Origin of the sequence: Streptomyces sp. NBC_01306, assembly GCF_026340465.1 — a bacterium.
GTDB lineage: Bacteria > Actinomycetota > Actinomycetes > Streptomycetales > Streptomycetaceae > Streptomyces.
Genome location: NZ_JAPEPC010000001.1, coordinates 3,028,256 through 3,050,482, shown reverse-complemented (window position 1 = coordinate 3,050,482; position 22,227 = coordinate 3,028,256). Strand labels below are relative to the sequence as shown.

13 protein-coding genes are annotated in these 22,227 nt (G+C 71.7%); 5 read left to right on the top strand and 8 right to left on the bottom strand.

Annotated elements, in window-relative coordinates; all coding sequences use genetic code 11:
• The 3 genes from OG385_RS13285 to OG385_RS13275 are packed head-to-tail and all read left to right on the top strand — an operon-like array spanning nucleotide 1 to nucleotide 6,607.
• Nucleotides 1-2,145: a trypsin-like peptidase domain-containing protein gene (locus tag OG385_RS13285; protein WP_266854765.1), complete on the top strand. Its 2,145-nt coding sequence runs from the start codon at nucleotides 1-3 to the stop codon at nucleotides 2,143-2,145.
• On the top strand, nucleotides 2,142-3,164 hold the full coding sequence (locus OG385_RS13280) for a MoxR family ATPase (RefSeq protein WP_266854763.1): 1,023 nt from the start codon (nucleotides 2,142-2,144) through the stop codon (nucleotides 3,162-3,164). Before OG385_RS13285 ends, OG385_RS13280 begins: the two co-directional genes overlap by 4 nt.
• Nucleotides 3,161-6,607 (top strand): SAV_2336 N-terminal domain-related protein, encoded by a 3,447-nt coding sequence (locus OG385_RS13275; protein ID WP_266854761.1) that lies wholly within the window; start codon nucleotides 3,161-3,163, stop codon nucleotides 6,605-6,607. Before OG385_RS13280 ends, OG385_RS13275 begins: the two co-directional genes overlap by 4 nt.
• Here OG385_RS13275 and OG385_RS13270 read toward each other — a convergent pair.
• The 4 genes from OG385_RS13270 to OG385_RS13255 form a co-directional block, all read right to left on the bottom strand.
• Nucleotides 6,600-7,499, bottom strand: coding sequence for a carbohydrate ABC transporter permease (locus tag OG385_RS13270; RefSeq protein ID WP_266854760.1), 900 nt, complete (start codon nucleotides 7,497-7,499; stop codon nucleotides 6,600-6,602). The two genes, OG385_RS13275 and OG385_RS13270, sit on opposite strands and share 8 nt — an antisense overlap.
• A gap of 12 nt (nucleotides 7,500-7,511) precedes the next feature.
• Nucleotides 7,512-8,471 (bottom strand): carbohydrate ABC transporter permease, encoded by a 960-nt coding sequence (locus OG385_RS13265; protein WP_266854758.1) that lies wholly within the window; start codon nucleotides 8,469-8,471, stop codon nucleotides 7,512-7,514.
• A gap of 11 nt (nucleotides 8,472-8,482) precedes the next feature.
• Entirely contained in the window at nucleotides 8,483-9,823 is a 1,341-nt protein-coding gene (locus OG385_RS13260) for an extracellular solute-binding protein (protein ID WP_266854756.1), read from the bottom strand.
• A gap of 158 nt (nucleotides 9,824-9,981) precedes the next feature.
• Entirely contained in the window at nucleotides 9,982-11,013 is a 1,032-nt protein-coding gene (locus OG385_RS13255) for a LacI family DNA-binding transcriptional regulator (RefSeq protein ID WP_266860825.1), read from the bottom strand.
• A 223-nt stretch (nucleotides 11,014-11,236) separates the two neighbouring features.
• Here OG385_RS13255 and OG385_RS13250 point away from each other — a divergent pair, with 223 nt between their 5' ends.
• A complete protein-coding gene (locus tag OG385_RS13250) occupies nucleotides 11,237-13,147 on the top strand; it encodes a glycoside hydrolase family 2 protein (RefSeq protein WP_266854754.1) in 1,911 nt (636 codons plus the stop codon).
• 340 nt (nucleotides 13,148-13,487) lie between these two features.
• Here the strand turns inward: OG385_RS13250 and OG385_RS13245 are convergent, their stop codons facing one another.
• On the bottom strand, nucleotides 13,488-16,673 hold the full coding sequence (locus OG385_RS13245; protein ID WP_266854753.1) for a BTAD domain-containing putative transcriptional regulator: 3,186 nt from the start codon (nucleotides 16,671-16,673) through the stop codon (nucleotides 13,488-13,490).
• Nucleotides 16,674-16,908: 235 nt separating this feature from the next.
• On the opposite strand from OG385_RS13245, the gene OG385_RS13240 reads away from it, so the two are divergent.
• A complete protein-coding gene (locus OG385_RS13240; protein WP_266854751.1) occupies nucleotides 16,909-19,242 on the top strand; it encodes a tetratricopeptide repeat protein in 2,334 nt (777 codons plus the stop codon).
• Here OG385_RS13240 and OG385_RS13235 read toward each other — a convergent pair.
• From OG385_RS13235 to OG385_RS13225, 3 genes are all read right to left on the bottom strand, one after another.
• Complete coding sequence (locus tag OG385_RS13235; RefSeq protein WP_266854750.1) at nucleotides 19,184-19,525, bottom strand: hypothetical protein; 342 nt, start codon at nucleotides 19,523-19,525, stop codon at nucleotides 19,184-19,186. The genes OG385_RS13240 and OG385_RS13235 overlap by 59 nt on opposite strands.
• Entirely contained in the window at nucleotides 19,522-20,751 is a 1,230-nt protein-coding gene (locus OG385_RS13230) for a hypothetical protein (protein WP_266854749.1), read from the bottom strand. Before OG385_RS13230 ends, OG385_RS13235 begins: the two co-directional genes overlap by 4 nt.
• Before the next feature lie 190 nt (nucleotides 20,752-20,941).
• Nucleotides 20,942-21,997 carry an aldo/keto reductase gene (locus OG385_RS13225; RefSeq protein ID WP_266854747.1) on the bottom strand — a complete coding sequence of 352 codons (1,056 nt, stop codon included), beginning with the start codon at nucleotides 21,995-21,997 and terminating at the stop codon, nucleotides 20,942-20,944.
• Nucleotides 21,998-22,227: the final 230 nt, after the last annotated feature.

Genomic DNA, 22,227 nt, shown 5'->3' with positions numbered 1-22,227 from the left:
GTGGGGTGGTTCCGCTCCGCGGGGGACGTGGACGACGACGACCCGTCCCTCCACGTCGTGTCCGTACTGCGGGCCGAGGGCGACAAGGCCGCAGGAGCGGGCTTCGTACTCGGCGCCGACACCGTGCTGACCTGCGCCCACGTCGTCAACGACGCCCTGGGACGCGACATGTTCGAGTTCCGGTCGCCGGGGTCCGGTGAGATTCCCGTGGAGCTGCGCGACGCGGTGCGGTGGTACCGGTACCCCGCGCGGGTGGCGCACTGGATCCCGCCACGCGGCCGGGACGGCGGCGCGGTGCGCAGGGGCGACGACGAGTGGCTGGGCGACCTCGCGGTGCTGCGCGTCGACGGGCCCGCCGGGGGCCTGCCCGCCGCCGGCCGGGCCGCCATGGCGGTCGGCCAGGAGGTGGGGGCCTGGCACGGCGGCGGCCGGGCCGCCACCCTCGCCCGCCTCACCGTCGCCTCGCTCCACCGTTCCCTGGGCTACCTGGACGGCGAGCTCAGCGGCATGCCGGTCGGCCCGGGCTACAGCGGCGGACCGCTCTGGTGCCGGCACGAGCGGGCCGTCGTCGGCCTGGTCGTCGCGCACTTCATGCCGCCGCGCGACCCCGGCACCGGGGCCCCGCTCCCGTACAGCCCCCAGCATCTCGTGCGGCGCAGCTGGGCCGTCCCCTGGCAGCGCGTCGAGGCCGAACTGCGCCCCCTGGGCATCCTCGACGCGGTGCTCCCCGCACCCCTCGACATGGAGGACCCCGCCTTCCTGCTGCTGACGGAGGCGATCGTGGAACTCCTGCCGGTGATGAGCGAGCGCATCGACCGCGCCCAGCGGCTGGCCACCGCGTGCGGCATCCCGAACGGCAGCGGCGTCACCCCGCCCACCCCCGAGGAGTTCGCGGCGTTCCTCCTCACGCACCCGCGCGCCCTGGCGGCCCTCTCCGGGATCATGCGCCGCGACACCCCGGAAGCCGCCGACCGGCTGCTCGCGGCGGGCAGCCTCTCGCGCGCGCCCAGGCTGCTGTCCCCGCAGGAGTACACCGCACTGCGCAAGCATCTGCGGGCCATGGACCGGGCCGTGCTCGACCGGTTCCCGGAGGCGGTGCGCGCCGCGCTGCCGCATCTGGCGGCCCAGCCCGGCGGAGACTCCCTGGACGAGCTCCTCGACCATCTGGAGGTGCTGCCGGGCGACGGTCACTCCACCGGCCGGGAACGCCGGGTCCCGGCGCTGCTGCGCGTCATGGAGTACGTCGGTGCGCTGAGCACCGGGCCCCGGCGGGCGCAGCTGCGGATGTGGGCGGACGGGGTGGCCCAGCGCCTCGGTATCCCGCGGCCTGCGCTCGGCGAGCGCCGGGCCGATGCCCAGGAGTGGGTGCGCTCCGTGCGCGAGCGCTCCGCGCGGGTGCGCGTCCTGGTGCAGGTGACACGGGCGGAGCCGGGCCGCCACCACCTGCGGAGCTGGTGCGACGAGGGGGCCGGGCCCCGGCAGGTGTCGACGGACAGCGCCGTGTCGTACTCGGCGTCGGAGGCGGCGCGCGAGGTGCTGCGCGTACTGGACTCGCTCAGGCCACCGGACGGGGACGAACGGCCGCCCCTGGTCGAGGTGCTGGTGGACCGTGGCAGCCTGAACCTGCCCGTGGACGAGTGGGAGGCGCGGGACCCGGACGAGATCGTGCCGGGGGTGCTCGGCGTGGAGTACCCGCTGGTCGTGCACTGCCCCGAACTCCTGCGCAGACACGGCCGGTTCATGTCCCACTGGCGCACCCGGTGGAACCGGCTCGACTCGGGGAAGACCATTGTCGTCTCGGAGTCCATGGACCGTGACGCCGTCTACTCCACCCTTGTCAACCAACTCGACACGGTGCGCGTCTCCGTGGACGTACCACCCGGCCCGCGTGACGGCATCGTGCAGATCTGTCTCGCGCTGGGCATACCTGTGGTGGTGTGGGACCGCGGTGGGGACGGAGCGTCACATGTCGTCGAGCACATGGCGGACGTCGCCACCCGGGAGCTGCCCGACGGGGTGCGCGGCTACCGGGCCAACGCCATGGCCAGTCCGCCCGAGTTCCCCGGCCGCCCGGTCCTCGCCTGGGCCGACGCCGACCGCACCGTGCCCCGACTGCACCTGACCGAACCACAGGAGAGCACATGACATCCGCTCCCGGTCCCGCTCCCGACGCCGATGCCGGTGCCCCTGCCGATGGTGCAGGTGGTGCAGGTGGTGCAGGTGGTGCCGACGCGGACTGGCGGCTCTTCCGCGGCGACGGCGTGCCCCGGGCCATCGCCCTCCCGTCGGCCCCGCCCTGGCGGCGTTTCACGCCCGTACGGTCGATGCGCCCCGAGTTGCCGTATCTGATCGAGCCCCGGCACGCCGACGTCGTCAACGCGGCGCTGCACCTGCGCCGTCCGTTGCTGGTGACCGGCCCCGCAGGCACCGGCAAGTCGTCGCTGGCCCGCGCCATCGCGCACGAACTGCGGCTGGGGGAGCTGCTGCGCTGGCCCGTCAACAGCCGCTCCACCGTGAAGGACGCCCTCTACCAGTACGACGCGATCGGCCGGCTGCGCGAGACGACGCTGAGCCGGGACCGCGGCGAACGCGAGCCGTCCATCGGTACGTTCATCCGGCTCGGCCCGCTCGGCACCGCCCTGGTGCCGTCGTCCACCCCGCGCGCCCTGCTCATCGACGAGATGGACAAGGGCGACGTCGATCTGCCCAACGACCTGCTCACCGTCTTCGAGGAGGGCGTCTTCGACATCGCGGAGCTGACCCGGCTCCCGGAGGACATGGCCGACGTGGAGGTGCAGAACCTGGACCACCGGGGCACGGTCCGGGTGCACCAGGGGCTCGTCCAGTGCGCCGAGTTCCCCGTCGTGGTGATCACCAGCAACGGCGAGCGCGACTTCCCGCCCGCGTTCCTGCGCCGCTGCGTCCGGCTCGACCTGCCGGTGCCCGACGAGGAGCGGCTGCGTGCCATCGTCGCCGCGCACCTCGGCGAGGAGGCGCTGCGGGAGGCCGAGGACCTGATCGAGGTCTTCCTGCGCCGCCGGGCCCCGGGCGAACTCGCCACCGACCAGCTGCTCAACGCCGTGTTCCTGCGAGCGGGCGGTATCGACCTGGACGCTGAAGGGCTGCTGGACGCCGTACTGCATCAGCTCACCGGGGCGATGTGACCACGGCGGGCGATCCGGAGGCGGCGGCGGGTCCGGGGGCGGCAGCCACCCCCGGCGGCCCGCTCGCCGACGCGCTGCGGGTCCTGTCCGCCTGCGGTCACGACCTGGACGCGGACCAGGTCCTCGACGTGCTCTGGCTGGCCCGCAGGCTGCCCGCGGGCCAACACGCGCCGCTCCACCGGGACGAGCCCGCCGCACCGCCGCCCCCCGAGCCGCCGGACTCCGGACCGGAGGCGGGCGGCCCGCGGCAGCCCGTACCGGAGGCCGACGACCCGGATCTGCCCGACCTCACCACCCCGGCCCTGTACGCGGCGGCCCGCCAGGGCCCCGCGCCCGGAACGCGCCCGCCCGAGCCGGGCCCGCGGCCGCGCAGGGCGATGCCGCTGCGGATCCCCGAGGACAAGGCACTCGCCGACGAGCTCGAACTCGGCCGGGCGCTGCGGCCGTTGCGCCGCAGACGGGACAGCCGGCACCGCACCGAGATCGACGAGGAGCGCACGGCGGCCGGACTCGCCGAGACCCGGCTCGCCGACGTGGTGCAGCGGCCGGTGCGCGAGCGCTGGCTGAACCTCGTCCTGCTCGTCGACGACGGTCTGTCCATGCTGCTGTGGCACCGCCTCGGTGCGGAGCTGCGCGCCCTGCTGGAACGGCTGGGCGCCTTCGCCACCATCCGCGTACTCGGTCTCGACACCCGTACTCCGCACCAACCGCGGCTGCACGCCCGGCCGTTCCGTACGGACGGCGCCGAGCTGCCGCTGAGCATCGTGAACGACCCGTCGGGCCGTACCCTCCTGCTGGTCGTCAGCGACGGCATGGGCGCCGCCTGGCGGTCCGGCACGATGCACGAGCTGCTGGCCGTGCGGGCGGCGCGCGGCCCGGTCGCGGTGCTGCACACCCTGCCGCCCGACATGTGGGAGGCGTCGGGCATATCCGCCGAGAGCTGGCGGGCCACCACCCGGCGCATCGGTGGCGCCAACACCTCCTGGGAGATCGCGGATCCGGTACTGCCTCCGGGGCTCGCCGACTTCGACGGGGTGCCGGTGCCCGTCCTTGAGCCGACGGCCCGCTCGCTGCGGGACTGGGCGCGGCTGCTCGCCTCGCCGGGCACCACCGTGGAGCTGCCGCTGCTGGCCGGGCCCGGCCGGTTCGGGGCCGTGGCCCCCTCCCGGGACCTCAGCAGCGTCCAGCACTTCCGCGACGCGGCCACCCCGGAGGCGTACCGCCTCGCGGCCCATCTCGCGGCGGTCTCCCCGCTGTCCGTACCGGTGATGCGGCTGGTGCAGAGCGCGGTGCCCTGGAAGGCCGGTACGTCCGACCTCGCGGAGGTGTTCCTCGGTGGGCTCGTACGCCCGCATCCGGCGCCCGTACCAGGTCCGCTGCCCGCCAAGCACCGGGTCTTCGACTTCTCCGACGAGACCAAGGCCGTACTGCTCGACGCGGTCCCGCAGGCCGAACTCCTGCACACCAGCCGCCGGATCGGACGCCGCCTCGGGGAACTCGCCGGAAACTCGCCCGACTTCCCGGCCTGGCTGGCCCATCCGGAAGGCTCCGCCCAGCTGCCCGGCTCGCACCAGCCGTTCACCAGCGTCGAGCGGCGGCTGCTCAGCCGGTTCGGTGTCTCGTTCGGCGACCCGGCGTCCACCCCGGGCCCTGAGCGCGAGCCCGAAGGCCCCGACGCCGACCACTGGGAACCGCTCACCGACGACGACCCGCGCCGGCTCGGCGGGTACGAGCTGCGCGGCCGTCGCCGCGGGCGCCGCACGGTCGTCTACCGGGGAGTCGATCCAGAGGGCGAGGAGGCCGTGCTGCGGATACCGCGCCCCGATCTCCCCGCGTCCAACGGCCGGTTGATCGACGTGGAGGCCGAGGTGCTCCGCCGGCTCCAGGGGCAGTGCGCACCCGTCCTGCTCGCCGACGGGCTCCGGGACTCGCCGCGCTGGCTCGCGATGACGCCGATCGCGGACGCGGACTCGCCGGCCGCGCAGCCCCCGCGCCTCGGGGACATCTACGCGCAGGCCGTGCGGGGCTACACCGCTCCCTTCGACATCCTGCGCGGGCTGCTCGTCGCCTGCTACCTCGCGAACGCCCTCAGCGTGTGCCATGTGAACGGCATCGTGCTCGCCGACCTCAGTGCCGACAGTGTGTTCGTCCTGCGCCGCTCCGTGGTGCTCGCGGATCTCTCGGACTGTGCGGTCGACGGGGTGTATGCGGGGTCGGGACCGGTCCCCACCCGCGAGGACAACATGCGCTCCCTCGGCGAGCTGCTCCAGCTCATCAGCAGCAAGGTGGGCTATGAGCTGCCGGGCCTGCCGGAAGGGATGCACCTGTGGCAGGGCGGCGCCTGGGACCAGTTGCGCGACCTGGTGCTGCGCTGCCTCGACGTGGATCCGGCGCGGCGTCCCGCGGCGAGCGAGGTCGCCGAACTCCTGGCCCGGTACGTCGCCAGGGTGCGGCTCCAGCGCGGCGGCGCCGAAGGCCCCGCCCCGCTCGCCACCGGCAGCCACCGGCCGTCGGCGCGGGTGCCGCTCGACCCGCCCCGGGACGAGAACGAACAGCGGCCGGCGGGGAGCGGGCTGCGACTGCCGCGCTTCGGGTCCGCCCGCCGCGAGACGCTGGCGCGCCTGGAGCGGCTGCGCAGGCCACTGCCGTACAGCAGGCGGGTGACCCTGGCCGGCGCCTACCACTACAGCGGGCGGGCCACGGCGACGATGGTGCTCGGCTCGCTGCTCGCCTCCGTACGCGCCGAGCCGGTCCTGGCCCTCGACGGCGCCGCGTCCGAGGGGTCGCTCGACGCCTTCCTCACCCGGCGCAACGAGGCCGTCGTACGTGATCTGGCTGCGCTCGAACCCACCCCCTCGTACGCGGAGATCCGCGCCCTCACCACCCGGCTGCCGTCCGGCCTCGAAGTGATGGCCCACCGCGGGGGGCACTTCAGCCAGAATCCGGCGCACGCACACGAGTACGCCCGGGTGCTGGCGCAGACCGCTCGGCACTACTCCTGTGTGCTGACCGACTGGTCCCGGCTGCGGCTCGACCGTTCGGCCCAGGTGGTCCTGGATCACACCGACCGGCTGGTCCTCTGCTGCGGCACCGCGGACTGGTTCCTCGACGCTGCGGTGCGGACCCTCGACGACGTACGGGAGGCGGGGCACGAGCGGATGGCGAGCGAGGCGGTCGTGGTGGCCGCCGAGGTCGGCGGGTCGTCCGGCCGGCGGCTGCCCGCCTCCTTCGCCGGGCGGCTCGGCGTGGACCCCGGCCAGGTGGTGCACGTCCCCTTCGACACGGCGCTGCAGTCGCCCGGGTGGGAGCTCGGCTGGCTGCGGGCGGCCACCGTGAACGCGTACCTCCGGCTCGCGGAGCTGGTCCTGGGCGCCGACGGCACCGGAGCCGGAGACCCGGCGCCGGCGCCGGCCCCGGATCCCGGTTCCCCGCCCGCTACTTGATCCCGGTGGTCGCCACGCCCTGCACGATCCGCCGCTGGAAGACCAGGAACACCGCGATCAGCGGCAGGAATCCGAGCACCGACGACGCCATGACCTCCGCGTACTGGATGTTGCTGTTGTTGACCAGGGACGCCAGACCCACCGGGATCGTCTGCGACTTGGTCTGGTTCAGGACGAGCAGCGGCCACAGGAACGCGTTCCACGAGTTGATGAACGTCAGGATCGACACCGTCGAGACCGCCGGACGGCAGATCGGCATACAGATCGTCCAGTAGACCCGCCACCAGCTCGCCCCGTCGATGCGCGCGGCCTCGATCAGCGGGACCGGGATGCCCTTGAAGAACGCCTGGAAGATGAAGACCGACACCGGCGCGGCCACCGAAGGCAGGACCAGCGCCCAGTAGGTGCCGAGCAGATGCAGCGACCGGTACTCGATGAACTGCGGCAGGATCAGCGCCTCGGTCGGCAGCATCAGCCCCGCCGTGACCAGCGCCAGGAGGACGTTCCGGCCGGGGAAGCGGAGGAAGGCCAGGGCGAAGCCCGCCATCGAGCAGAACGCCACGGTGAAGACCACCGCGAGGACCCCGATGACCAGGCTGTTGAGGTACCAGGAGCCGATCGGATAGGTGTCCCAGGCGTACGAGTACGCGTGCAGGGACCAGCCCCCGGCGAAGGGCGACGTCGGGTTCGCGGTGATCGAGCCGTCCGGCCGCAGCGAGGTGATGAGCGCCCACGCGAACGGGACGAGCCAGATCAGCGCGAACAGGGTGAGACAGACGGCGCAGAGCCGGTTGAAGAGTTTCGCGCCGTTGACGCCGGGCGGTGGGTGCGAGCCGGTCGATGCGGCCGGTCCCCCGGCGCCGGCGGGCCGCGGCTGGGTGATGCTGCTCAAGGTGTCCTCCGCTCAGGCCGCGGTGCGGGGCGCGGCCGGGGTCGCGGACCGGCGGCGCAGCACGTACCAGGCTGTCGAGATCGCGACGATGATGACGAAATAGACCATGGTGGCGGCGGCGCCGTAGCCACCCCGGTAGGAGGTGAATCCGGTGTCGTAGATGTACTCGATGACCGGCCGCGTCGACTGGTCGGGGCCGCCGCCGAGAAGCAGGTAGATCTGGTCGAAGACCTTCAGCGAGGCCAGGATCTGGAGGATCAGCACCAGCCCGGTGGTCGGGCGCAGCAGCGGCACGGTGATCAGCCGGATCTGCTGCCAGGGGCTCGCCCCGTCGATCGCGGCGGCCTCGTACACATCCGGCGGTACGTCCTGGATCGCGGCCGTGTAGAGGACGAAGTTGAAGCCGAACGTCCACCACAGCGTCATCAGGATGACCGCGGTCCAGCCGCCCGACGTGCTGCCGATGAAGTCGGGCACCGGCAGGCCGACGGCGCCGAACAGCTTGGGGAGCAGCCCGACCTGGGGTGTGTACATCCACAGGAAGATCAGGGCGACCACGGACGACGGCACCACGTACGGCGCGAAGAACGCCAGCCGGTAGAAGACCCGGCCGCGCCGGATCCGGGACGCGAGGACGGCGAACAGCAGCGCGAGGACCACCAGCAGCGGGGTGGTGATCAGGGTGAACAGCACCGAGTGCCACATGGCGTCCCAGAAGAGGGAGTCCCGCAGCACCTGGGTGTAGTTGGACACCCCCACCCAGTCGCCGAGGCCGTCCTTGACGGTGGTCGTGTTGAAGAAGCTCAGCACGATGCCCATCAGCAGTGGGCCGCCCAGGAACAGCAGGTAGACGACCAGGAACGGGGTACTGAGCAGCAGGCCCGCCCGCCGGTCGGAGCGGGGCGGCCGGCCGCGCGCCGTCCGCACGGGTGCTGGGCGCCGGGCCGGCCGCGTCGAGGCGACGGTCGTCATGGAACTGCCTCCTACTTCATCGTCACCGGTGGTCGGGCCGTGGTGTAGCGCTTCAGATCCGCCCGCATGGCGGCGACCGCCTTCTTCGGCCCGAGCCGCCCCGCGAGGACCTCGATGACGGTCGCACCCACGGTGTTCTGGAAGTCCGAACCGGCGCCGGTGTACCAGGCGACGGGGTCGTACTGGGCGTTGAACGCCGCCTGTACGTAGTTGCGTTGCGGGGACTGCCCGAGAAACGCCTTGCTGCGCTGGCTGGGGAGCCAGGCCGGCACATGGCCGCCGTGCGCCCAGGTGGCGCTGTTGTCGAGCAGGCTCTTGATGAACTGCGCCGCGTGCGCGGTCCGTGCGGGGGAGCGCTTCGGGTTGCGCGGCACGACGAGCGCGTGCGAGTCCGCGTACGCCACCGGTTCAGGACCGAGCAGGGCGGGGAAGGGCACCACGTTGAAGTCCAGGCCCTTGACGAGCCGGTACGAGGGGATCTGCCACTCCCCGTCGAAGAGGAACCCTGCCTTTCCGGTGCTGAACAGGGCGTTCGCGCCCGACCCGTTGAGGCTGCTCGGCATCAGGCCGGGCCCGGTCAGGCTCTGCATGAAGTCGAACGTCTCCTGCATCGCATCGGCGTCGATGTCGATCGTGGTGCCGGAGCCGGTGACGACGGGGCCCGCGACGCCGGAGTAGATCATGCTGAACCAGCGCCAGGCGGTGGACGGGTCGGCGGTGATGGACATGGCGGCGCCGTACTGCGCGCCCGCCTCCTTCATCGCCTTGACCGCGTCGGTGAAGGCGGCCCTGCCCTTCATCGGTTTCAGCCCGTCACCAGCGTCGTTGAGCAGGCCGGCCTTCTTCGCCAGGGCGACGTTGTAGAAGAGCACGAACGGGTGGGTGTCCAGCGGCACCGCGTACGCCGTGCCGTTCACGGTGGCCTTCTTCCAGGCCGCCGGGGTGAACCGGTCCGGGGTGACGCCCAGTTCGGTGACGCCCGTTTCGGCCACCGGCTCCAGCAGGCCCGAGGCCGCGAGCAGCGGCAGCCGGGACAGATGGGAGATACCGACGTCGGGCGGGGTACCGCTCGCCGTCGCCAGGGCCAGCTTGGTGTAGTAGGGGTTTCCCCAGCCCAGGATGGTCGCCTCGACCGTCGTTCCGGGATGCGTCCTGCGGAAGGAGTTCTCCATCAGCGTCATGTTGGCGCCGTCGCCGCCGGTGAACAGGTTCCAGAAGATGACGTCGGCGGTGTTCGGCTGAGAACCCGTCAGTCCGGAGGCCAGCGGGGATGAGCACGCGGACAGCCCGCCGGCCAGGGCCAGACCGCCGCCGAGAGCCAGGAAGCGCCGGCGCGCCATCGCTCCGCTCATAAGGGTATTCACCTCGTCAATTCGATGTGAACTCGATGGCCGAGACCTTGGCATACGATTTGCATCGATGCAATAGATCGGTACGGCTGTTTGGTGCAGCTATCGGTGCAGCTATCGGTGCAGCTATCGGTACAGGTGAAGGCGGTGGAGGGCCGGGGTCAGCTCGTACGCAGGCGCTGCGAGGACTCGCGGACGACCAGCCGGAAGGGCGTCGACTCCCGCCGGGCGGGAGCATCACCTGAATCCGGGCCGGTGTTTCCCTTGTCCGGCTTCCGGTTGATCTGCTCGTCGAGCAGGGTGAGGGCGCGCTCCGCGATGACGTCCAGATCGGGGGCGACCGAGGTGAGCGGCGGGTGGGTGTACGCCGACTCCGGGACGTTGTCGATGCTCGCCAGGGCGACGTCGTCGGGCACCCGGACGCCGGAGGCGTTCAGCGCGTGCAGGGCGCCGACGGCCAGCGCGTCGTTGAAGGCGAAGATCGCGTCCGGCAGGGGGCCGCTGCCTTCCAGGAGCTGCCGCACGGCCTCGTAACCCTGGGCCCTGTTCCAGTCCTTGACCGGCTCGACCAGCCAGTTCACCCGCCGCACCCCGGCTGCCGACAGGGCCTGCCGGTAGCCCTCGACGCGCTGGCGGCCGTTCTCGCTGCCGTTCCGGCCGAGCGCGACGATACGGCGGCAGCCCTGCTCCACGAGGTGTTCCACGGCGGTGCGGGCGGCGGCCACGTTGTCGATCCCGACGCGCGGGAAGCGGGCGCCGACATCGTGTTCGCCGAGCATGACCAGCGGAAAGTCCGGAGCGCTGGCTGCGACGTCGGCGGCCGGCACGGTCAGGGCGCTGAACAGGACGCCGTCGGCCACATTGGTCAGGCCGCCCGCGAGGATGCGCCGCTCCGTCTCGGTGTCGCCCTCCGTCGACTCGACCAGCACCGTGATGCCCCGCCGGGCCGCGGCGCGGATGACGGCCTGGGCCAGCTCGGCGAAGTACGGCTCGGCGAGGAAGGGCACGGCCAGCGCGACGAACCCGGTGCGGCCCGAACGCAGGCCGCGGGCCAGGTAGTCCATCTTGTAGCCCAGCGCGTCCAGCGAGTGCTGCACGCGGGCGCGCATCTCCGGGCTGACGTGTGTGTAGCCGCTGACCACGTTGGACACGGTCCGCACCGATACACCGGCGTGCTCGGCCACGTCCCGCATCCGTACCCTGCCCACCGGCGCGTCCCTCTCGGTCGGTTCCCGCCGGTGGTGGCCGGCGGTCGTGCGTTGCTGTGCTGCTGTGCTGCTGTTCGTTGCTGTGCTGCTGTTCGTGCCTGGTTCGGGCTTTCCGCTGTTCCTTGCATCGATGCAAAGGTTCACTCATGATGAGCGGAATTCGATTGTACGAAACCCGATGGCCGGTGAGGCAGAAGAAGGAGGAGCCGTGAGGGCGAGCGAGCAGGAGGGCACGTATCCGAGGCCGCTCATGTGCCGTGAGCAGTGGAACAGCCTGGACGGCACCTGGGACTTCGGGTACGACGACGCCGACGCGGGCGAGCGAGAGTCGTGGTTCTCCGGCGACGCCGGTCACCTCGCCGGCGGATTCGACCGGGAGATCACCGTCCCCTTCCCGCCCGAGGCGCCCGCTTCCGGGATAGGTGAGACCGCGCCGCACCCGATCGTCTGGTACCGCCGCCGCATCGCCCACGAGACGCTGGTCCCGGCCGCTTCCTCCAGTGGCCGCACGCTGATCCACTTCGGTGCGGTCGACCACCGCGCCCGGGTCTGGCTGGACGGCCGGCTGGTGGCCGAACACGTGGGCGGCCAGACCCCGTTCACCGCCGACGTGACCGACGCGATGCGGCCGGGCGCCACCGAGCACGTACTCGTCGTACGGGCCGAGGACGACCCGGCCGACCTCTCCGTACCGCGCGGCAAGCAGGACTGGCAGGAGCGGCCGCACGCCGTCTGGTACGAGCGGACCACCGGGATCTGGCAGAGCGTCTGGACCGAGACGGTCCCCGACCAGCACATCACCGACCTCGCCTGGATCCCCGACCCCCAGCGCGGAGTCGTGGCCGAGCTCGTCCTCGCCCGGCCGCTGCCCCGGCCGCTCACGGTCGACATCGTGCTCCGCGTCGGCGACCGCGTGCTGGCCGAGACCTCCACCGTGACCACCGGCCGCCGCACCCGGATCGACATCGCGATCCCGGCCCTGCGCAACGGCATCGACCGGGAAGCCCTGTGGTGGAGCCCGGAATCGCCCACCCTGGTGGACGCCCGGGTCACCGTGCGCGACCCCGGAACGCCCGAGTGCGCCGACACCGCCCACACCACCGACACCGCCCACACCACCGACAGCGTGGACAGCTATCTGGGCCTGCGCAGCGCGGGCGTCGGGGGCGGTGCCTTCCTGCTCAACGACCGTCCCTGTTACGTGCGTTCCGTACTGAACCAGGGCTACCGGCCGCGGACCCTGCTCGCGAACAGCGGTACCGCCGAACTGCGCCGCGAGGTCGAGCTGATCAAGGAGATGGGCTTCAACGCGGTCCGCGTGCACCAGAAGGCCGAGGATCCGAGGTTCCTGTACTGGGCCGACCGGCTCGGCCTGCTCGTCTGGGGCGAGACGGGCGCGGCGTACGAATTCGGCACGGACGCCGTCGAACTGCTCACGCGTGAGTGGCTGGACCTGGTGCGGCGCGACCGCAGCCACCCGTCGATCGTCACCTGGGTGCCCTTCAACGAGAGCTGGGGCCTCTCCGACATCGCGCACGACCCGGCGCAGCAGCAGTACTCGACGGCCCTGGCCGCCCTGACCCGGGCCCTGGACCCGACGCGCCCGGTGCTGTCCAACGAGGGCTGGGAGCACACCGACAGCGACATCCTGGGCGTCCACGACTACGCCGGCGACGCGGCTCTGCTGAAGGAGCGCTACGGAGATGCGAAGGGCTTCGCGGCGGTGCTGGCGGGCGGTGGCCCGCAGGGCCGCGTGGTCTCCCTCTCCGAGCGGCAGACCGAGCGCTTCGCCGCGGGTGAAGCACCGCTGATGATCACGGAGTTCGGCGGCCTCTCGCTGGGGGGCGGCGACGACGACTTCTTCTACACGCAGACCAGTTCGGGCACCCAGTACGCGGAACTGCTCGGCGCCCTCTTCGGCGAACTGCGGAAGAGCCCGCTGGTCGCGGGCTTCTGCTACACGCAGTTCATGGACACCGCACAGGAGACGAACGGCCTGCTCTTCCCGGACGGCACCCCCAAACTGCCACTGGAGACGATCCGCGGGATTGTCACGGGGGTCGTGGACGGGGAGGGAACGAAGGGGGCGACGGGCGCGGAGGGCGCTGCGGGGGGCTGAGCGGGGGCGGGGCGGCGTATGCGGACCGAAGTCCGAGACGCTCGGTTTTCGGTCCGCGATCGGGGATGTCTACCTGCTGGAATAAACCCGGGAGGACATGCAGTGGACCGGCAGGACCGGCACGACGACGGATGTGTCGAATTCTGTCAGAACCGAAGGGTCGGCTCGGGGAGTTCCGTACGCCCGGGCCGACCCGAAGGGTATGAAAGATTCGGCCGAATTGACCGTGACCGGGAAATGCTGAGGCGGCACGTATGGCACGAACATGAGCAAGGAGTGTCCTCGTGATGTGATTCACAGTGATCTTTCGCGAGGACCATACGACACGGGCTGCGCGGGTTCAAAATCGCTTGTACGTACCGTTCTTGGGGTGCCCGTTCTGGCTGTGTCCGGCAGCTTCCTGAGCCTCTGCGGACTGATCGGCACGGATGTCGAGGAGCAGTCTCCGGAGGCGGTCGGACTCATTCTCGTTGTGCCCGCTGAAGAAGGCGATGGCTTCCTCCAGGTGTGCCGCGGCCTCACCCTGCCGTCCTGCCGCGAGATGGAATGTGGCGAGGTCCGCGTGGGAGCCCGCCTCCTCATCCGTCGCGTGGATCCGCTCCGCCAGCGAGAGGGCCGTGGTCAGTTGCTCCTCGGCGTCGGCGCCGCGGCCATAACTCAACTCGGCCATGGCCACACCCCGGAGCGCTTGAATCTCTTCCTGCACCGCACCTATGCGCCGCGCCAGGTCGAGTGCCGCCGCATAGTGAGCCGAAGCCTCCATCGGGCGGCCCGCCGAGAGCATGTTCTTCCCGACAGCATTCAGGGTGATTGCCTCGCACCTTTTGTCATTGATGAGGCGGAAAGTGGAAAGAGCCTGGCGGTGGAGAGTGAGAGCCTGGCTTGAATTCTCCGGTGTCAGGAGTGAGCTCCCGAGGTTCAGCTGGGCAATTGCCTGTTCCGTTCTGCTGCCCACGCGCATGACGAGGTCGAGGGACCGGGAGAATGAGGCGCGAGCTGCCTCGTTCTCCCCTCGGTGGAGGTGCAGGTCGCCCAGATTGTTCAGGGCCTGCGCCTCTCCCCTTTCGTCTTTGGCGCGCACGAAGCCGAAAAGCGACAGCCGGAAGTTCTTCATCGCGCCGTCGTGGTCGCCCAGCTGGAGGAGAGTGATACCAAGATTATTCTGGTACCGCGCGATGTGCCAGGGGTCTCCGAGTTTTGATCTGATGTCGAGTGCCTCCCGCTGGAGGACGAGCGAGTCGTCCAGTCGGCCGACGTCCCAGGCCAGCAGTCCCAGCATTCGCAGCGACTCGGCCTCCGTGGCGATGTCACCCATGGCCCTGGCCAGTTCGAGGGCGCGGTGCCCGTTCCCTTCGGCCTGCCCGTACCGCCCTGTCCGGTACTGAACGGTGGTGAGGTCGACCAGGGCGCGGGCTTCGGATGCCCGGTCATGGACCGCACACCAGTGGCCGACCGCGTGGGTGTGCAGCTCTGCCGCCTCCCAGTAGCCCTCGGCGTCGAGGAAGTCGGCGAGTACATGCGCGAGGCGCGCGGCCCTGGCCGGCCGGCCGTGGCTCCGTGAGTGGCGCTCCACGGCCAGCAGGGCGGCCTGCTCCGCGACGAGCCAGGCTCTGGCTTCTTCGGGCTCCTGCCATCCCGGGAGTGCCCGGGCAGCCGGCCGGCCGGGCAGGACTTCGGGGGAGCGACGCGGGTGGGCGAGCCGCACGGCTGCCGCCGCCGCGTGCAGGGAGAAGTCGGCCAGGCGGTCCCGCGCGGCCTCCCGGGCGGACACTGTGTCGTGCGCGGTGGTCAGGCCGAGGGCGAACTCCCCGATGAGGTCGTGCAACCGGTAACGGTCCGGGGCCGGTTCCTGCAGCAGATGCGAGTCGAGCAGCGATTCGAGGATGCGCTCGGTGGCTCCCACGGACCGGCCGGTGAGGGCGGCGGTGGCGTGCGGGCCGAAGTCATGGCCGAAGTGGAGGCCGAGGAGGCGGAAGACCTCTTGATGGTCGGCCGGCAGTGTGTCGTAGGACAGTGCGAAGGCGGAGGCGATCTCGGTGTCGCCGTCGCGGATCTCGGAGAGCCGGTCACTGGGCCGGGACATGCGCTCGATGAGGTGCGCGACGGTCCACGAGGGACGGGAGTTGAGCCGTCCCGCGACCAGCTCCAGGGCCAGCGGCAGGTGGCCGCAGAGAGTGGCGAGCGCGGACCGCTCGGACGGGGTCCCGCCCCGCTCACGGCCGACCAGCCCGGCGAAGAGCGCGGCCGACTCCTTCGCGGGCAGCACATCCAGACTGATGTGGCGGACACCTGGCAGCCCGCTCAGGCGCCGGCGGCTGGTGAGGAGCACCACGGATGAGGGGCTTCCGGCCAGGAGCGGCCGTACTTGCCGCGGGTCCGCGACGTCATCGAGCACGACGACCACGCGGCGGGTGGCGAGCACGGTGCGCCACAGTGCGCTGAGTTCGTCCAGTTCGTGCGGAACGGCTCCGGCCGGGACGCCGAGCTGACGCAGCAGCGTGGCGATCACCGTCTCCGGCGGGAGCGGTTGCCGGCCCGCACTGTGGCCGTGGAGGTTCAGGTAGTGGAGACCTTCCGGATGGTGCTGGGAGAGCCGGCGCGCGGTGTGCAGTGCGAGCAGGGTCTTACCCACCCCCGCCATCCCGGAGACGGAGTGGACGTAGGTGATGTCGGGTGATTCCGTTTCCAGGTGGCGCAGTTCGCTCGTGCGGCCCACCAGTTCCGCGTGAGCGGGGAGGTTGTCCGGGGCGGGCGCGGCCGGGGCGCCCGGTACGCGTTGCGGGAGCAGTTCGCCGACGGGAGAGCGGTCCAGTATCAGCCGGTAGGTGCGGTTGAGGGCCTCGCCCGGTTCGGTGCCCTCCTGGCGCAGGAGCGTGCGCAGCGTCTCGTACGCGCGCAGGGCGTCGGTCTGCCGGCCGCAGCCGTAGGCGGCGGTCATGAAGTGGCGCGCCACTGTCTCGTCCGTGGGCCGCTGTTCGACCAGGGCCGTGAGCTCCGGGACGAGCGCGGTGAACCGTCCCATGCCCAGTTCGATCTCCGCCCGCAACAGCGTCGCCGCGAGCAGGCGTTCGCCGAGGCCGCGGCGTATCCGTTCTGCCCACAGGCCGCCGAGACCGGTGAGCGGCTCCCCGCGCCAGAGGCTCTCCGCCTGCCGCAGGAGCGCCAGCGCCTGGGTGTCGTCGCCGCTGTCGGACAGCGAACGGGCCTGGGTGGTGAGACGGAGGAACCGATGGTGGTCCACCACGTCCGGATCTATGTCCAGGGCATATGCGTGTGCCTCGTTGGGTAATCGGTCGGCACCGAGTCTTCTCCGGATCCGGGTGGCGTAGGAGTGCAGTGACGAGTTCGGTTTACCGGGTGGGTCGTCGTCCCAGAGGCGTTCGGCAAGTGTGCTCAGCGGCACCGGGGTGCCGACGTCGAGGGCGAGCGCGGCCAGCATATGGACGGCCTTCGCGGACCCGTACATCTCGCGGCGCCCGTCCACGCGCAGTTCGACCGGTCCCAGAACAAGAATGTCGAAGTGCACCAGCAGCTCCCCCCGGCCGGCCCGACAGGTAGACCAACAAGGGTGACAGATCGTCAACTCTGGTCAATAGATACACCAGTTGGCTCTCATGCTTGGCTCAAATGTTCCTTATGTTGCCGCCTTCGGTCTTTCAAGGTCGGGAGAGAGTTCTGGATTCCACCGGTTCTGGATTCCACCGGTCCGGGGCACCGGGTCGCAGCGCGGGTAGGAAACGGCGACACCAGGGGGGTCGGCCATGGAACCGGTGACCGCCGCCCGGCTCGCCACCGTTCTCGGCCGGGTCGATGACGCTGCGTGGCAGGCACTGGCGGATCTGCTGCCCGGGCAGGGACTTCCGCGGCGTCCGCCGACGGATCCCGTGGGGACGGCGGCTCTCGCCGAGGCACTGGCGGCTGCGGCCGCCGCCCGCCAGGAGCTGGGCGCGGCCCTCCGCCTCTGGCTGACGGCCGTGCCCATGACCAACAGCATCGGGGGAGAGGCGCGCGTCGAGGGAACGGTCGTCCAGGCGAGAGACATCAAGAACGTCCATGTCCACCAGCTGACACCGCCCCCGCACCGCTCCGGCCGGCCCCGGCAACTGATCCCCGGGCCCGCCCATTTCACCGGCCGGACCCCGGACCTGGCAGCGCTGGAGGCACTCCGTACCGGCCACCCCGGCGTCGCGCCGCCGACCGTGGTGGTCACCGGCGCGGCCGGAGTCGGCAAGACCGCCCTGGCGGCCCACTGGCTCAACGCGGTGGCCGGCGAGTATCCGGACGGTCAGCTCTACGTGGACCTCCGCGGCCACGCCCGGCACGCGGCGCTCCGTCCGGGCGAGGCCCTGGGCCAGTTCCTGAGGGCGTTCGGTATCGATCACGTACCGGCCGAGCTGGCAGAACAGGCCGCCCTGTGGCGTACGGTCACGGCCGACCTGCGCGTCGCGGTCATGCTGGACAACGCGCTGAGCGCGGCGCAGGTCCGCCCGCTGCTCCCGGCCGGTCCCGGCGCGCTCGTCGTGGTGACCAGCAGACGGCGGCTGCCCGGGCTCACCCTGGACGGCGCCTCCTTCCACCAGCTGGACGGCCTGGCCATCGGCTCCGCCGTCGAGCTGCTGAGCCACCGGCTCGGCGGTGGACGGGTGGCCGGCGAGCCCGCCGCCGCGCACCGGCTCGCCGAATCCTGCTCCGGGCTGCCTCTCGCGGTCTGTGTCGCCGCAGCCCGTATCGCCGCCAGGCCCCAGCAGTCCCTTGCCTCCCTCGCCGCTGCCATGAGCAGGTCCGACGACCGCCTCGGCGCCCTCAACGCGGGCGGTGAGCGGGCCGTGCAGACCGCGCTCGACGACTCCTACCGGACGCTCTCCGCCGGTGCCGCCCGGGGCTACCGGCGGCTCGGCCTGCTGCCGGTCGGGGAGTTCGGACCGCTCCTGGCAGCCGCTTCCTGCGCCCTTTCCGCCGAGGAAGCGGAACGGGTGCTCGACGAGCTGATCGAGGTCAACCTCATCGAGGAACTCGGCTCCGAACGCTGGCGGTTCCACGATCTGGTGCGGCTGCACGCGGCCCAGCGGGCCGCCGCCGAGGACACCCCCGGCACCCGCGACGAGACCGTACGCAGGACGGTCGACTGGTATCTGCGCACCGCGACGGAAGCCAGGGCGCTGCTCTCACCCACGCACCGCACGCTGCGCAGGGACTACGCCTACGAGCCCGTCGGGCTGCCGACGCCCTTCAGCTCCGCGGAGGACGCCCTGCGCTGGCTGGACAGCGAGCGGCTGCACCTCATGACGGCGCTGCGGGCCGCTGTGGAGCACGGCTGGTCCGCTCCGGTGTGGCAACTCGCCGACAGCATGCAGCCGTTGTTCCTGCGGCTGCGCCCCTACGACCTGTGGATCGAGGCCCACCGGTACGGGCTGGCCGCCGCGCGCCTGGCCGGTCATCCGGACGGCGAGAGCCGCATGCTGACCACCGGGGGCAGCGGGCTGTACAACGCGGGCCATTACGACGAGGCGGTGAGGTGGTTCACCCGGGCCCTGCACGGCGCCCGCCGGGACGCCGACCGCCGGGCGGAAGCCCAGGCGCTGCACGGCCTGGGCCAGTCGCACCGGCTGGCGGGGCGGCTGGACCGGGCCACTGGGTACTTCACTGAGGCCCTCGCTCTGCGCGAGAAGATCGGATACGTGCGGGGCGCGGCCCTGAGCAGGCTGTGCCTGGGCGATATCGCGCTCGCCACCGGGGACCCGCACCGTGCCGTCGTACTGCTGACCCGCGCGCGGAGCGACCTGCTCGCGGTACCCGACCCCTACGACGCTGCGCGCGCCCTGGCCTTTCTCGGCCGGGCCAGAGCGGCGGACGGCATCGCGGACTTCGCCGCGGCCGACCGCCAACTCCTTCTGGCACTCGATGAGTTCGCGGCCACCGGGTCGGTGCACTGGCAGGGGCGGGTGCTGGAGATGCTCGGGGAGTGCGCGGAGGACCGCGGCGACCGGCGGGCCGCCGCGGCACGGTACCGGCAGTCCCTCGCCCGCTACGCGCCGGTCAGTCCCGGTGACACCCGGCGTCTCCAGGAGCGGCTTCGGGCCCTGGACGCGGGCTGAGCAGCCACCGGTAGAGCACCGAGAGATGCGGCCCCATGTCCCCGGCCCCGCACAGCGGGCCCACCGTGAAGGCGGCGCGACCGCGCACCACCACCACGCACAGGCCGTCCGCCGGATCGCGGAGCGCGACCAGTTGGCAGCCGGGGTAGCTGCGCGCCGTCTCGACGGCCCGGCCGGCGCTGCCGGTTCCGTACAGGACATCGGCGCAGCAGAGCCACGTGTCGCCCGGGTCGCTGTCGATGTCCACCCGGATGTGGTCGTGCGAGACCGTCACCCCGGTCATGCCGCGACCTGGCGGTCGGGGAGCGGTACGGGCTCGGTGGCCGGCAGGCAGGCGGGCCGCCCCAGGCCCAGGACCCGGTACATCAGCTTCCGCATCCGGCGGTTGAACCGGCCCGGTTCGGACGAGATGCCCGCCGCGATGCGCCGGTAGGCCCGCCGCGGATACTCCGCGGCCGCGTATTCGAGCTGCTCCGCGAGCGGCCGGGTGGGGGACAGCGAGGGCGCGGCGAGCGCCAGGCCCACCCCGGGCGAGAGCGGATTGGCGTCGTGGTGCGGGTAGCGGGACAGGATGACGGGGGCGCCGGTCATCGACGCGTAGAGCGTGACCGAGCCGTAGTCCCCGATGACCGAGTCGGCCGCGATCAGCGGTACCCGCCAGTCGACGTCCGGCGGGATCAGGATGAGGCCCGCCCGGCGGCAGTCGGCCAGCCATGCCCGTACCTGCCAGTGGCCGTGCCGGGACCAGACGTTGGGGTGGACGAGCAGCGCGGTGCGGTAGCGGCGGGCGGGCAGTTCGGTGAGCAGCCGGGGCAGCAGGGCGTCGAGCCGGTTGAACGCCGACTTGGGGCCCCAGGTCGAGGTCGCGAGCACGAGTCGCTCGTCGTGCCGCAGGCCGAGTGCCGCGCGGTAGCGTTCCCGCAGCGGCAGACTCGCCGCGATGCGGTCGTAGCAGGGGTCGCCCACCACCTCGGCGACCGGCAGCGCCTCCGGGCACCACCGCCTCAGCGCGCCGAGATCATCACGGTGCGGCAGTGCGACCGCGCGCGGCACGACCCTCCCCTTCCACGTCAGATGCTTGCGCCCGGTGATCCCGCCCGGCTCCCGTTCGGTGTCCCGGCCGCCGCTCTCCGGCGATCGGGCCAGCGACATGTGACCGCCGCCGTGGGACATCCGGATCAGCGGGGCCCGTACCTGCTCCATGCCCTGTGATCCCGCCGCGAGCGCCAGGTCGAACCGGGTCCTCCTCGCCTCGCGCCAGGGCATGACCGTCGCACCGATGCCGCGCAGGAAGTGCGCCGCGCCGTCGTTGAACGCGTGCGGTGCGACGGTGAAAGCGACTTCGACGCGCAGATCGGAATCCAGCAGGGGCAGTACCTCCTGGAGCCTTTTGCCGTAGACCTCCGTGTGGACGAGTACCAGTACCTTCTTCCGCTCGGGCAGCGTGCGCCACTGCGCCGCCCCGGCTCCCTCCGCCGCTGCTTGCCTTCCGGTTTCGCTTACTGGCATGCGTTCCCCCGTTGCCTTTGAGCGCCTGTCACGGACCCCGGAGCGGGATCCGTGCACAGAGGGCCTGCCCGGGGCGCGGCGCAGGAGCCTTGCCGCGGCCTTGACGAAACCTTGCACTGCCGCGGAGAGGCCCGGAGAACGCGGGTTTCGGGCCCGGGAGGTTCGCTGGGGGACGCCGCCCCGCCACTGCTCAGAGCACCTCCCCCGTGGTGCGCCGGTAGGTGGAGCGGCGGTCGTCGATCTCCGCCCAGTGGTCCCCGTACACCGTCCGGGTGGTGCCCGGCTCCCGCAGGAAGTCGTGCGGGAAGCCGTGCGGGACGGCGCTCGTCTCGTTCAGGCGGGCCAGGGCTTCGTCGTCCAGCCGGACGTCGACCGAGGCCAGGTTGTCCGCGAGCTGGCTCTCCTTGGTGGCGGCGATGATGGGGATGATGTTGCCGGGGCGGCTGCGCAGCCAGGCCAGCGCCACCTGGGCCGGGGTCCAGCCGCCCTGTTCGGCCACGTCGAGGACCGCGGTGATCACCGCGTCCTCGTTCTGGTCCCGGTCGTCCGGATCGGCGCCGTCCAGACGGCCGGTCTCGCCCCTGCGGTACTTGCCGGTGAGCTTGCCCGCCGCGAGCGGTGCCCAGGCCAGCACGGCCAGGTCGAACGCGCGGGCCTGTGGCAGGAGTTCGCGCTCCGGGGTCCGCTCCAGAAGGTTGTAGCGCAGCTGGGAGCCCGCGAAGGAGGTCCAGCCGCGCAGCTCGGCCAGGGTGTTCGCCTGCGCGATCTCCCACGCGGGCCAGTCGGACACCCCGATGTACTGCACCTTTCCGGACCTGACCAGATCGTCCAGGGCCCGCATCACCTCGTCGACCGGGGTGAAGTTGTCACGGGCGTGCACCCACAGGACGTCGACCCGGTCGGTACGCAGCCGGCCGAGGCTGGCCTCCACCGACTGCACGAGGTTCTTTCGGTGGTTGCCCGCCGAGTTGACATCGTCGGGGTCGATCGCGCAGGTGTACTTGGTCGCCAGGACGAACCGGTCCCTGCGCCCTTCCAGCAGCTTCCCGAGAATGCGCTCCGAGCTGCCGTCGGTGTACTTGTTGGCGGTGTCGATGAAGTTGCCGCCCGCTTCGGCATAGGAGTTGACGATGCGTTCGCTCGTGTCCTCGGCGGCGCCCCAGCCCCAGTCGTCGCCGATGGTCATGGCGCCGAGGCTCAGTTCGCTGACGCGCAGACCGGTCCTGCCGAACAGTGTGTAGCGCACGGTGTTGCCCTTCGGTCGGGTGGTGGTACGTACGGTGGCGGTACGTACGGCGTGATGCGATACGTATCGGCGTGACGCGATACGTACGGCGTGGTACGCACGGCGTGGTGGGCACGAGGCACGACGCTAGGAGCTGGAGCGCGCTCCAGCGCAAGCCCCGTCTCAGGGGTTCCGTCTCCGGGGCCTTGCCTCTGGGGTCTTGCCTCCGGGGTCCCGCACCGGCGCCGCGC

Bases quoted from the DNA above. Each gene is read 5' to 3' on its own strand.
- OG385_RS13235 (WP_266854750.1), bottom strand. From the start codon at position 19,525: ATGACCGGGGTGACGGTCTCGCACGACCACATCCGGGTGGACATCGAC.
- OG385_RS13255 (WP_266860825.1), bottom strand. From the start codon at position 11,013: ATGCGGGACGTGGCCGAGCACGCCGGTGTATCGGTGCGGACCGTGTCC.
- OG385_RS13280 (WP_266854763.1), top strand. From the start codon at position 2,142: ATGACATCCGCTCCCGGTCCCGCTCCCGACGCCGATGCCGGTGCCCCT.
- OG385_RS13265 (WP_266854758.1), bottom strand. From the start codon at position 8,471: ATGACGACCGTCGCCTCGACGCGGCCGGCCCGGCGCCCAGCACCCGTG.
- OG385_RS13240 (WP_266854751.1), top strand. From the start codon at position 16,909: ATGGAACCGGTGACCGCCGCCCGGCTCGCCACCGTTCTCGGCCGGGTC.
- OG385_RS13230 (WP_266854749.1), bottom strand. From the start codon at position 20,751: ATGCCAGTAAGCGAAACCGGAAGGCAAGCAGCGGCGGAGGGAGCCGGG.
- OG385_RS13260 (WP_266854756.1), bottom strand. From the start codon at position 9,823: ATGAGCGGAGCGATGGCGCGCCGGCGCTTCCTGGCTCTCGGCGGCGGT.